14 protein-coding genes are annotated in these 12458 nt (G+C 44.1%); 8 read left to right on the top strand and 6 right to left on the bottom strand.

Annotated features, from left to right (window positions below; translation table 11 throughout):
- Positions 1–374: 374 nt before the first annotated feature.
- Positions 375–1202 carry an SDR family oxidoreductase gene (locus BTO10_RS17905; protein WP_105025393.1) on the bottom strand — a complete coding sequence of 276 codons (828 nt, stop codon included), beginning with the start codon at positions 1200–1202 and terminating at the stop codon, positions 375–377.
- Between the two features lie 43 nt (positions 1203–1245).
- Positions 1246–2160 (bottom strand): TIGR01777 family oxidoreductase, encoded by a 915-nt coding sequence (locus tag BTO10_RS17900; protein WP_004737869.1) that lies wholly within the window; start codon positions 2158–2160, stop codon positions 1246–1248.
- A 304-nt stretch (positions 2161–2464) separates the two neighbouring features.
- Here BTO10_RS17900 and BTO10_RS17895 point away from each other — a divergent pair, with 304 nt between their 5' ends.
- The 5 genes from BTO10_RS17895 to yfcE are packed head-to-tail and all read left to right on the top strand — an operon-like array spanning position 2465 to position 5327.
- Positions 2465–3199 (top strand): DUF1538 domain-containing protein, encoded by a 735-nt coding sequence (locus tag BTO10_RS17895; RefSeq protein WP_105025392.1) that lies wholly within the window; start codon positions 2465–2467, stop codon positions 3197–3199.
- Entirely contained in the window at positions 3196–3990 is a 795-nt protein-coding gene (locus BTO10_RS17890) for a DUF1538 domain-containing protein (protein ID WP_105025391.1), read from the top strand. Before BTO10_RS17895 ends, BTO10_RS17890 begins: the two co-directional genes overlap by 4 nt.
- Entirely contained in the window at positions 3980–4330 is a 351-nt protein-coding gene (locus BTO10_RS17885) for a P-II family nitrogen regulator (RefSeq protein WP_105025390.1), read from the top strand. Before BTO10_RS17890 ends, BTO10_RS17885 begins: the two co-directional genes overlap by 11 nt.
- Entirely contained in the window at positions 4327–4734 is a 408-nt protein-coding gene (locus tag BTO10_RS17880; protein ID WP_004737874.1) for a CBS domain-containing protein, read from the top strand. The genes BTO10_RS17885 and BTO10_RS17880 overlap by 4 nt, the downstream gene beginning before the upstream one ends.
- 47 nt (positions 4735–4781) lie before the next feature.
- Positions 4782–5327: a phosphodiesterase gene (gene yfcE / locus BTO10_RS17875; RefSeq protein ID WP_105025389.1), complete on the top strand. Its 546-nt coding sequence runs from the start codon at positions 4782–4784 to the stop codon at positions 5325–5327.
- A 24-nt stretch (positions 5328–5351) separates the two neighbouring features.
- Here yfcE and BTO10_RS17870 read toward each other — a convergent pair whose 3' ends face one another.
- The 4 genes from BTO10_RS17870 to BTO10_RS17855 all read right to left on the bottom strand — a co-directional run bounded on the left by BTO10_RS17870 (position 5352) and on the right by BTO10_RS17855 (position 7974).
- Positions 5352–5630, bottom strand: a complete 279-nt coding sequence (locus BTO10_RS17870; RefSeq protein ID WP_105025618.1) for a SelT/SelW/SelH family protein — start codon at positions 5628–5630, stop codon at positions 5352–5354.
- A gap of 50 nt (positions 5631–5680) precedes the next feature.
- Positions 5681–6436, bottom strand: coding sequence for a sulfite exporter TauE/SafE family protein (locus BTO10_RS17865; protein WP_105025388.1), 756 nt, complete (start codon positions 6434–6436; stop codon positions 5681–5683).
- Positions 6437–6545: 109 nt separating this feature from the next.
- Entirely contained in the window at positions 6546–7061 is a 516-nt protein-coding gene (locus BTO10_RS17860; RefSeq protein ID WP_004737878.1) for a regulatory protein ToxS, read from the bottom strand.
- A gap of 1 nt (position 7062) precedes the next feature.
- Complete coding sequence (locus BTO10_RS17855; protein ID WP_105025387.1) at positions 7063–7974, bottom strand: transcriptional regulator; 912 nt, start codon at positions 7972–7974, stop codon at positions 7063–7065.
- Positions 7975–8243: 269 nt separating this feature from the next.
- Between BTO10_RS17855 and htpG the strand changes: the two genes are divergently transcribed.
- The 3 genes from htpG (at position 8244) to hemH (ending at position 12447) form a co-directional block, all read left to right on the top strand.
- Complete coding sequence (gene htpG / locus BTO10_RS17850; RefSeq protein WP_004737881.1) at positions 8244–10148, top strand: molecular chaperone HtpG; 1905 nt, start codon at positions 8244–8246, stop codon at positions 10146–10148.
- 388 nt (positions 10149–10536) lie between these two features.
- Positions 10537–11181, top strand: a complete 645-nt coding sequence (gene adk, locus BTO10_RS17845; protein WP_004737884.1) for an adenylate kinase — start codon at positions 10537–10539, stop codon at positions 11179–11181.
- Positions 11182–11457: 276 nt separating this feature from the next.
- Entirely contained in the window at positions 11458–12447 is a 990-nt protein-coding gene (gene hemH, locus BTO10_RS17840; protein WP_004737885.1) for a ferrochelatase, read from the top strand.
- Positions 12448–12458 lie beyond the last annotated feature (11 nt).

Here is a 12458-nt window from a genome sequence, read left to right as displayed (position 1 = left end):
GGATACGTTGCAAATATGGGGGGATAAGCGGGTAACTTCAAGATCTAACTGGGTAATCTCAGATAAAAAGAGGCAAAAATAGAAAAACGCCATGCTTCAATGTTGATAGAGTTGTTAGCTCAACATGGAAGACACAGCGTTCTCAGTGAGGTGGTCAGTGAGGTATTACGTAAGATACTCAAAACAGAATAAACAACGTAATCGCCAGACTCAGACCTACCAAATTAAGGCGGTTTAAAGTCATGAAGTATCCAAAGGGTTAGTCCATCAATTGGGGATAACTGATGAGATAGGCTAAATCATGACATCTTATTGTTACGAATAAATTACATCGTTACATTAAAGTTTGCGACTGTTCATTCAAAGTTAGTAATTTATGCGGCTTTTCTGAGAATAGGGTCTAGCAAACGGCTCGGCAGTAATCTTTTCAATACAGCGAACACTTTAGTGGGAGTTGTGACTCTGTACCTTAGCTTGGGTTTATCGGCGGTGAGCGCGTGATAAACAGGTTCGATACAACTTTCGGCAGGCAAAACAAACGCGTTATTCGATGACTCTTTTTCAAGTCGGTCTTTTTGTTGTTGGTAAGCATTTTGATGAACACTACCTTCTATGTTGATCCACTTATTGAAAGCTTTTAAGGCATTGGTTCTAAATTGGGTTTCGATTGGGCCGGGCTGCAGTAATGAAATGTGTATACCACTGCCATGTAGCTCTAAACGTAGAGTGTCTGTCCAACCTTCAATTGCGAACTTTGATGCGTTATACGCTCCACGATATTTCATCGCAGCAAAGCCGAGTACGGAGCTGTTTTGGACAATGCGCCCTTCACCACGCTTTCGCATATGAGGCAGGATCTGGCAAACGAGGTGGTGCCAACCAAAGAAGTTGGTTTCGAACTGTTCTCTTAGTCCTTGCGTCGGTAGATCTTCTAAAGCACCGGCCTGACCATAAGCCCCATTATTGAACAGGCCATACAATCCATTAGGTGCTAGTTTGATGGCTTGTTTCGCTCCGTTCTCTATACTTTCCTTGTTGGCAAGATCCAACTGAATACAGGTGAGACCTTCTTCTTGAAGGCGTTGAACGTCTTGTAGGTCGCGGCAAGATGCGATGACATGAAAACCGCGTTTGTGGAGTGCGTGAGCACAGGTGTAGCCAATGCCAGTTGAGCAACCAGTGATGAGAATCGACTTGTTCACACTTAATCCTTTATCAGAGCTTCTTTGCTCTTAGAGTAAAGAATTAGTCTTGATGTTGTAACAAGTTTTTTAATGCAGGCTCGATTCTTGAGTAACTAAATATAAAGCCCATTTCAGTTAACTTCTTAGGCTTGGAACGAATGCTGTCGAACAGCAAACATGACGATTCGCCCATCAGTAGCGACATTGCCCACTTTGGGGTGAACAAGAAGTGAGGGCGACGCAATTGTTTCGCGAGAGTGCTACTGAATTGCTTGTTAGTCACAGGGTGAGGAGCACACATGTTGAACTCACCTTGAGCGTGGGGGAGTGACAACAAGTGATTGATGGCTCTGACCATGTCGAGCATGTGAATCCAAGGCATGTACTGTTTACCCGAACCAAGAGGTCCGCCGACACCAAGCTTGTAAGGCATCAGCATTTTTTTGAGTGCACCACCATTCTCACCCAAAACAATTCCGGTTCTTAATAGAATAACGCGAGTATTATCTGATTCGGCTCGTTTAGCTATCTCTTCCCAGTGAGCACAGACTTTATGAGGGAAGCTTTCGTCTTCGACTTGCAGTGACTCATCAAATGGGTGTTGTTGTTGGTCGCCATAGTAGCCGACGGCAGATCCGCTGATAAAGACTTCAGGTGGTGTTGTACTTGCTTGAATGAGTTCGACGATCTTCTCTGTGATCAGCCAGCGACTGCTACAGATCCTCTCTTTTTGCTCATCACTCCAGCGTTTATCTGCAATAGGTTCACCAGCGAGGTTTATTACTGCATCGTAATCGTTGAGGTCACTCAGCTCATCAAGGGATTGGATATAATGAAGGTTGTTTTGGTTCAGGTGGCTTAGGCATTGTTTCGCTTTTTCAGGGTTTCGCGTGAGCAATGTAACGTCGTCAGTGTTCAAACTTTTGATCAATTCAGAGCCAATAAATCCAGTACCACCAGTTAACAATATCTTCATACCAATCTCCTTATTAAACATAATTATAGACATGGCTTGTTTTTAATCGCCAACCAATACGAAAAAATCACTATAACGATCAGTTGGTTTCAATCGTATGATGCCTAAATGACCTCTCCAACGATTAGTTAAACAGTGAAATTTAATTCATTAGTTTAGATAAGTGTATCGTTATCACAGTTAAGAGATTTTACCCGCATATGTTACCAATTGCGTAATGTTTATCACATTAGAAATAATAAGGATTTGCCATGATTGTTACGGATAGATAATTAAACGTAATTATTGGTGATAGGGAGTTGCGATGACGGCAGTGCTAGCTTTGTTTCGAGCTATGTTAGGTAGCCTTCGTGATCTACTGCCTATTGTTGCCGTGATCGCGTTCTTCCAGCTTGCTGTTTTACAAGAGCCGCTTCCGCATCTGCTGTCTATTTTGGCGGGTTTAGTGCTGGTGGTTCTCGGGCTTACCTTCTTTATTTTCGGACTTGAAATGGGGCTCTTCCCGATCGGCGAATCTATGGCACAAGCTTTTGCTCGTAAGGGTAGCGTATTCTGGTTATTGATCTTCGCTTTTTGTCTGGGGTTCGGTACTACCATAGCGGAGCCTGCGTTAACGGCGGTTGCAACCGAAGCCGCAGAAGTGGCTGCTGAGGGCGGTGTGATACCCAATTCTAATGATGAGATGGAAGAATATGCCGATGGTCTGCGTTTCACCGTTGCATTGTCGGTAGGCATCGCAATATTGCTTGGTGTACTTCGGATCCTAAAAGGTTGGCCAATCCAATACATGATAATCGGTGGTTACATCGGAGTGGTGGTGCTCACTGCTTTTGCACCCGAAAATATCATCGGGATCGCGTATGACTCTGGCGGCGTGACTACATCAACCATCACTGTTCCGTTGGTGACGGCATTAGGTGTGGGGCTGGCTTCGGCCATTAAAGGTCGTAATCCCATGATTGATGGCTTTGGGTTGATTGCGTTTGCTTCACTGTTGCCGATGATGTTTGTCATGGTCTATGGAATGGTGGTGACATGATCAGTGTTCAACAGTTTATCGATACCTTTCTTGGCACCGTGATGGATGTGATTCCGATTGCGGTGATCATATTTGGCTTTCAATTGGCGGTGCTACGCAGGCCAGTCAACAACCTGCCCAAAGTATTGATAGGGTTCTTTTACGTCATTCTTGGCTTGTCTCTTTTCTTGATGGGGCTAGAACTGGCCTTATTTCCTTTAGGAGAGACGATGGCGATGCAGTTAACGGAGCCGTCTTTTCTGACTGAATTTAAAATCAGTTCTGGCTTAGCCCTAACATGGTTTGATTATTACTGGGTCTATCTTTTTGCGTTCTGTATCGGATTCAGTACCACGATCGCCGAGCCTTCATTGATAGCGGTTGCGATTAAAGCGAATCAAGTTTCCGGTGGCAGTATTAGCGTCAATGGGCTCCGGATTGCCGTTGCACTCGGTGTTGCAATCGGTATTTCGCTGGGCAGCTATCGGATCGTGGCTGGTGATCCTATTCATTACTACATCATTGTTGGTTACGTGGTTGTGGTGATCCAAACGTTTTACGCGCCCAAACTTATAGTGCCTTTGGCCTATGACTCGGGCGGTGTCACCACATCGACGGTGACAGTGCCATTGGTGACAGCATTGGGGCTTGGACTTGCCTCTACCGTACCTGGGAGAAACCCGGTGAACGATGGTTTTGGGTTAATCGCCTTTGCTAGCTTGTTTCCGATTATTTCAGTAATGGGCTATGCCCAAATAACGCAATGGTTAAACCGTTTACACACCTCTAAGGAGAGCAAAGATGCGCTTTAAATTGATCTTAGCGTTTGTGGAAGAGAGCAAGACTGACATCGTACTCGATGCGGCGCGTGATGCGGGCGCAACGGGGGCTACCGTGATCAATAATGCTAGAGGGCAAGGGCTAAACCAAAAACGTACCTTCTTTGGTTTGACGCTTGAGGTACAAAAAGATGTGCTGCTGTTTGTCGTTGAAGAGCACTTAGCACGACACATTTTAGAGACCATCGGCAAAGTTGGCGAGTTCGACCAAGAATCAGGGCAAGGAATATCAGTACAAATCGATGTTGAAGATGCGGTTGGGGTTGCACATCAAGTCGAGACATTAACTAAAGTTGTGGAGGATGAGCTATGAGTACCAGTGACAAAATCCGGGTTGGCGATGTAATGGCCAATACCTATGTGATTATTGATGGCTTAACCACAGTGTTAGCGGCGATAGAAATGGCGAAAAAGCACAAAGTAAAAGCGATCATCGTGGATAAGCGTCATGAAGATGATGAGTACGGGATTGTGTTGATGAACGACATTGCCAAAAAAGTCTTAGCCAAAAATCGCTCTCCTGAACGCACCAATATTTATGAAATCATGACTAAGCCCGCGTTAAGCGTGTCTGCCGAAATGAATGTGAAGTATTGTGCACGCTTGTTTGAACGCTTTGGTATTAGCCGCGCTCCTGTGGTCCGTGATAATAAGATTGTCGGTATGGTTAGTTACAATAATATTGTTATCAACGGTATGGTGGGAGATGACGTTTAGCCGTTAGGTACGTACAATAGGCCCATAAATTTTATGGAGAAGTACGTGTGAAATTATTTTTTGCTTCAGACCTACACGGTTCGCTACCAGCAACAGAAAAGGTATTAGAGCTATACCAAGCTTCGGGTGCCCAATATTTAATCCTACTGGGTGACATTCTGAATCATGGCCCTAGAAATCCGATTCCAGAGGGTTACAACCCGCCTGCTGTTGCAGACAAGCTGAACGAGTTCTCCCAAGAGATCATTGCTGTCCGTGGTAACTGCGACAGCGAAGTCGATCAGATGTTGCTCTCTTTCCCAATGATGATGGATTACTCATGGGTGTTACTAGAATCAGGCCAACGTATCTTCTTAACTCACGGTCACCTATATAACACAACGAAACGGCCAGCACTGAAAGCGGGTGATATCATTGCTCATGGCCATACCCATATCCCAGTTGCTGAGTACCAAGATGACATCTTCATCTTTAACCCAAGCTCGGTGACGTTCCCACGAGAAGGTCATGCAGCAAGCTATGGCATCTATGAAAATGGCACTTTCCAAGTGATCAGCCTTGACGGCGATGTACTGGTTAGCGGTCAGCTTTAAATCATAAAACCGGCCGTAATGAGTTTATTTTGAATCTACGTGGCCGAGGTCTCTGTCTGGAGCAATGAGGTTTCTTACTCTTTGCTTCAGAACTTTCGCTTCAGGAAAGCCGCCGTCCGCCTTTCGTTCCCAAATCTGTACTCCATTACAAAAGATCTCAAATCGTCCACCGGTATCTGGATGCAGGCTGACTTGTTCAATCTCTTCACTGAAGGTATGAAGCAGTTCCTGGCACAACCAACTTGAGCGAAGCATCCAATTACATTGGCGGCAATAGTGTATTGCTATTGTGGCTTTCAGCACTGCTGGGCTGTGTTGATTCGACTCTGTATTCATAGATAACCTTTAAAATTCTATAGCAATAGCTTGATGCCGACCGCAAACGTCAATATTTCGAAAGCCGTTTTGACGAGCTGATTGCTTGAACGGTTTGCGAGGAATGCCCCTAGGCTTCCGCCAACAAACGAACTTAACAGTAATATGGGTAACCATACCCAGTATATTGGCGCACCCGCTTGCATAATGGCAATGCCGCCGATGCCATTCCAGAACAAACCGACGCATATCATGGTTAATGCGACGGCTTGTTTATAAGTAAAACCAAACCAACGAACTAGAAATAGGGTAACTAACAGGCCTGATCCGGCAGTGAGTGAACCGCTGATGATGCCTATGAGTGCCAGCCCAACCCCACCGATTATCCAACGTTTTATGTCTCGGTTTTTAAGCTGCTCTTCTTGACCCAATTGTTTCTTTAGTCGTGAGTAAACGCCCAGTGCTAAGATCATTGCGCCAAGCAGTTTCTGTGCAATGGCATCTGGGATCATGAGTACGATATTCGCGCCAACGACCACTCCAATGCTGCCGACGATAATTAGGTAGAGACAAATTTTCCAGCTTAACGTGCCACCCTTGATATGGGTATATGCAGCACCTAAGCCGAGAGCAACGCTAGCGACTTTGTGGGTAGCCAGTGCAACTGAAAAGGGCAATCCTAGAAAGATGAGTAACGGGAACTGTAGAAGCCCAGCACCGCCGCCTGATAAAGAGGCAAGCGTGTTGGCGATTAATGAGCCAAAGAATAGAGCGAGTGAGTTTATCCAATCCATAGAGTTTTATCTTTGAGTTTAAGATAACAAAAAGGGGCCTCATGCCCCTTTTTTAGGTTTATCGTGAGTGGTATTCATCCATCGATATGCCGTAAATAGCTTTTCAATGTTAGTTCGAAAACAAGACGGTAGAACCATGATTTAAGCTAGTCAGTAGCAGTGCCTTCGGGTTAACAATGTCGATGCGACGACTTTGCTCTGCATCCATCTTGATTACTTGAGTAATCAGCTCTAGTTGCTCTTGAGAGAAGTCTTGGCGCTGAGCCGATGTAACATCTTTAAACTCAGTTGGCGAAACCAGTAGGTAGTTGTCGTTAATTTCCCACTGACCCGTCTCTGAAATGTTGATGACGTTAGCTGGTGCGGTTTGTGTGCCGTATAGCCTGACCACCGACATTCTCAGATATGTACCGTTTGGTAGGTACTTAGCATTTGAGGAGAGCTCAACTTTACGGAGTGGACCGATTGAATCGGCTTGTTTTTCTGCACTGATAAGCGAAACCATCTTTGATTGCCATTCATGTGAGGTAAGTAGGCGTGCTACTTTTGCGTCGCTCCCCCAATGTAACCAACCACTTAGAAAAGCAGATAGGGCCAGTAAGAAAACAGATACTTTTAATTTCATGCTACTGGCCACCTTTACAAATGTCGTCTACATCCGACTGGTTTGCGTAAATTCTGAGAGTAATATTTTCGCTAGAGTGTTCTTGCGGATGAATATAGTTAAGAACTATGTTGTTGGCCTGTCCGCCAGTTGCTATCACTTCGGTTGGCTTTAGTATACCAGTGTGGTTAGTGTTATAGCTCAACACACATTTTTCAATCGCAGGTAGCCAATTTGTTAAACCCGGATGATTGATTGGTGATTGAACCTTTACACCATCAACTTCTGCTAATGTACGAAATTCAGATTCCGCCGGGTTAGTAAAAGTCAGTACCAGAATTGGCATCATAACTGCGGCAAATAGCAACCCTAGAATTAACCACTTGTTGCTGTTTTTAGCTTCAGTTGTTGCTGGTACTTTAGTTAGCTCAACCTCAGTATTGGCCTCCTGAAGTTTAGAGATAGACTCAGGTGCGCTTGTCTCAGAAACGACTTCTTCTGCGACAGGTATTGTTGCAAACGTTAGGCTTGGTTCTACGTCATTTTCGGCAATTTCAACTGCAGCAGGTTGGTCATTTGACGAAAGTGGGGCTGAGCGCTCAACGGTTGCGATAAATTGGTAGCCGCGTTTAGGCACAGTTTTAACGAATTCTGGAGATTTCGTTGAATCTTTCAGCATCTTTCGTAGTGTTGAAACGGCTTGAGTTAGGCTTGAGTCATCAACCTCAAAACCTTGGTCACGCCAAACATATTCGTGTAATTCGTTACGAGTGATAACTTCATTGGGTCTTTCTGACAGCATAAGGAGAATGCGGCTTTCATTGCTGCCAAGACGCACGACTTCGCCGTCGCTCGTTTGGTCAACAAGTGAGTTGCTGTTTGGATCGAATACGAACCGCTGTGCGAGAATAAACTTTGTGCCGATATTGCTCATTGAATTCTTCTACTTTGGGTTATTTTGAGTGCGGAATAGACAAATCTGAGGTGAAATTTATTCAAATCTTCACCAAATCATGACTTTTTTTATGTTCTTTTATATTTATGAGGCTTAAGGATAATAAAAACAGATCAAAAAAACAGTGTTTTTATGATTTTTGACCTTGAATTTACAATTGTCATCCTCATGTTAATGAACATCAGAGCGGCATTACGTGTTCCGCCCCTATAGTTTTCAACACAAAGTATAGATGTTTTGGAGTAAAAATGAGCGAAACGGCAACGCAAAATAAAGAGACTCGTGGCTTTCAATCTGAAGTAAAACAACTACTTCATCTAATGATTCACTCACTGTATTCAAATAAAGAAATCTTCTTACGTGAGCTGATCTCTAACGCATCTGACGCAGCGGACAAGCTACGTTTTCAAGCGCTATCAAATGCTGAACTTTACCAAGGCGATGCAGATCTAGGTGTAAAACTGTCATTTAACGCTGAGGCGAATACGTTAACCATTTCTGATAACGGTATCGGCATGAGCCGCGACAACGTTATTGAACATTTAGGTACCATCGCGAAATCAGGTACTGCAGACTTTTTCTCTAAGTTATCTGAAGACCAAAGCAAAGACTCTCAGTTGATCGGACAATTTGGTGTTGGCTTCTACTCAGCATTCATCGTTGCGGACGCAGTAACCGTTCGTACACGTGCCGCAGGTCTTGCAAGCAATGAAGCAGTACAATGGCACTCTGCGGGTGAAGGCGATTACACCATTGAAGACATCACTAAGGAGTCTCGTGGTACAGACATCATTCTTCATATGCGTGAAGACGGTAAAGAGTTCTTGAATGAATGGCGTCTACGTGAAGTAATTGGTAAATACTCTGACCACATCGGTATCCCAGTTTCTATCTTAACTGCGGTTAAAGATGACGAAGGTAAAGACACCGAAGAGAAGCACTGGGAACAAATCAACAAAGCTCAAGCGCTTTGGACTCGTAACAAATCAGACATCGAGAAAGAAGAGTACCAAGAGTTTTACAAGCACGTATCTCACGACTTTGCTGATCCACTAACCTGGAGCCACAACAAGGTTGAAGGTAAGAACGACTATACAAGCCTGCTTTATATCCCAGCTAAAGCACCTTGGGACATGATGAACCGTGACCACAAGAGCGGCTTAAAGCTTTATGTACAACGTGTATTTATCATGGATGATGCTGAACAGTTCATGCCATCTTACATGCGTTTCGTACGCGGCCTGATTGACTCAAACGACCTACCACTGAACGTATCTCGTGAAATCCTGCAAGATAACAAGGTAACTCAGTCTCTTCGTGGTGCATGTACTAAGCGTGTACTTACTATGCTTGAGCGCATGGCGAAAAATGACAACGAGAAGTACCTAGAATTCTGGAAAGAGTTCGGTCTTGTAATGAAAGAAGGCCCAGCGGAAGACATGGCAAACAAAGAGAAGATCGCAGGTCTTCTTCGTTTTGCGTCTACAGAAGTTGATTCTGCAGATCAAACTATCAGCCTAGCGTCTTATGTTGAGCGTATGAAAGAAGGCCAAGATAAGATTTACTACCTGACAGCAGATAGCTACGCAGCAGCTAAAAACAGCCCACACTTGGAGCAGTTTAAAGCGAAAGGTATTGAAGTAGTGCTAATGTACGATCGCATCGATGAGTACGTAATGAACTACCTAACAGACTTTGACGGCAAACAATTTCAGTCGATCACAAAAGCGGGCTTAGATTTAAGCAAGTTTGAAGGTGAAGAAGAGAAAGAGAAGCAGAAAGAGACTGAAGAAGAGTTTAAGTCTGTTGTTGAGCGCACTCAATCTTACCTAGGTGATCGCGTTAAAGAAGTTCGTACTACGTTTAAACTCGCAACGACACCTGCAGTTGTTGTAACGGATGACTTCGAAATGGGTACGCAAATGGCTAAGCTTCTTGAAGCGGCAGGTCAAGCTGCACCTGAAGTTAAGTACATCTTTGAAATTAACCCAGAGCACGCACTTGTTAAACAAATGGCTGATGAAGCTGATGAGCAAGCGTTTGGTCGTTGGGTTGAGCTACTACTTGGTCAAGCGATGCTGGCTGAGAAAGGCTCTATGGAAGATCCGTCACAATTCTTGGGTGCAATCAACGAGCTGCTAACAAAGCGTTAGTCTTTCGACTTTGGGCTAAACCACGAATTGTAATTAAAAGCTCGCAAATGCGGGCTTTTTTAATGAACGTCGTTGAAAATGTGTTAAACGTGGTCAACGCCACCGTTATCGTCACAACAAAATGAGGCGATGCATTCTTTAGTCGTAAATTCAGCCAAATTGAATATTAATGTGATAGAATGCTCGACCTAATCAGCTGGTACTAGGATCCAACTTGTCCCAGTTGTATGATTTTTAAACGTTATACCGAAACTTACCGTTTTGCTTCTATTTGCAGTTTTGCTTAACCTCAACGGTTACCTAACGATTTCTGTTCATCTAAACGATGAGCTAGGAAGTTGGGATAGTGAGCTTCGGTATAAATCATAATTTTATAAGAGGATTAAACATGCGCATCATTCTTCTAGGTGCTCCTGGCGCGGGTAAAGGCACTCAAGCTAACTTCATCATGAACAAATTTGGTATCCCTCAAATTTCAACTGGTGACATGCTACGTGCTGCTATCAAAGCGGGTACTGAGCTTGGTAAGCAAGCAAAATCAGTAATCGACGCTGGTCAGCTAGTTTCTGATGAAATTATCCTTGGTCTTATCAAAGAGCGTATCGCTCAAGATGACTGTGAGAAAGGTTTCCTACTAGACGGTTTCCCACGCACAATCCCACAAGCTGATGGCCTAAAAGAGATGGGTATCGCTGTAGATTACGTTGTTGAATTCGACGTAGCTGACGATGTGATTGTTGAGCGTATGGCTGGTCGTCGTGCTCACCTTCCTTCAGGTCGTACATACCACACTGTGTACAACCCACCAAAAGAGGAAGGTAAAGATGACGTAACAGGCGAAGAGCTAGTTGTACGTGATGACGACAAAGAAGAAACAGTTCGTGCTCGTCTAGGCGTGTACCATGAGCAAACAGCTCCACTAATCTCTTACTATGGTAAAGAAGCTGAAGCTGGTAACACTCAGTACCTTAAGTTTGACGGTACTAAGCAAGTTGCTGAAGTTAGTGCAGAACTTGAGAAAGCACTAGCATAATTGGCTAACAGCCAGTTTTAGAATTTGATATATTGGAAGCGACCTTAAAGGTCGCTTTTTTTGTCTCAATTTTTAGTACGATACCAATCTAAGATAATTAGGGGCCCTCGATTCAACGCACATTAGCTTTGAAAAGTTCGCTCATAATCGAAAGTTGATGTTGGTTATATGTCACGCCAAATGATTATCTCAACATTTAGCGACAAGCAATGATCTTAAACTTCAGCAGATTAGTATATTACTCTCTACAAAATTACATATTGGTCTCAGGTATCTATGGAAAATAATAAAAAGCAGGGCGTTTTACTGGTGAACTTAGGTACACCAGATTCTGCGACCCCAGCTGGCGTTCGTCGATTTTTGAGTGAATTTTTGCACGATAAGCGAGTCGTTAATCTAACGCGCTGGCTATGGTGCCCGATATTGCACGGAGTGATTTTACCGATTCGTTCACCTAAAGTAGCCAAGCTTTATCAGTCGGTTTGGATGGACGACGGCTCACCGCTTCTTGTGTATTCACAAAGACAAGCAGAGAAGCTTCAGAAGAAGTTAGAGATGCCTGTCGCGCTGGGGATGACTTATGGTAATCCAAGCCTGAAAACAGGCGTTGAGCAGCTGATGGAGCAGGGCGTTGAAGAGATCATCGTACTGCCCCTGTACCCTCAGTACTCAGGCACCACCACAGCTGCGGTTTCTGATGGTTTAACCAAAGCCTTTAAACAGATGCCTGTTATTCCTAGTTACCGCTTTATCCGTGATTACTACGCACACCCTAGTTACACCAAAGCATTGGCTGAGAGTGTTCGTAGCCACTGGGAGAAAAATGGCCGAGCGGAGCATTTGGTTTGCTCTTTCCACGGCATTCCGAAGCGATTGGCAGATGAAGGGGATATTTACCCTCAACATTGTGAAGCGACAACTAAGCTATTAGCCGAAGAGCTTGGTTTATCTGCAGACGATATCACCATGACTTACCAGTCTCGATTTGGTCGAGAGGAATGGTTAAAGCCATATACCGATGAGACGCTTGAATCATTGCCAAGCAAAGGGATCAAGAAGATCGATATCATGGCTCCAGCTTTCTCTGTAGACTGTTTAGAAACGCTGGAAGAGATTTCAGATCAGTGTAAGGAAACCTTCATTGATGCTGGTGGTTCTGAGTTTAGCTATATCATGTGTCTTAACGACAGAGATTCGCATATCGACATGATGGCTGAACTTGTTGAAAATCAACGTAATAGCACAACAGGTTGTCAGGGCGACTGAAGCTTATCCAA

It is taken from the genome of Vibrio chagasii (assembly GCF_002954585.1).
In the GTDB taxonomy this organism is placed as follows: Bacteria; Pseudomonadota; Gammaproteobacteria; order Enterobacterales; family Vibrionaceae; genus Vibrio; species Vibrio chagasii_A.
Note: the sequence above shows the minus strand (reverse complement) of the source record. Positions and strands in the feature narration are given on the sequence as shown.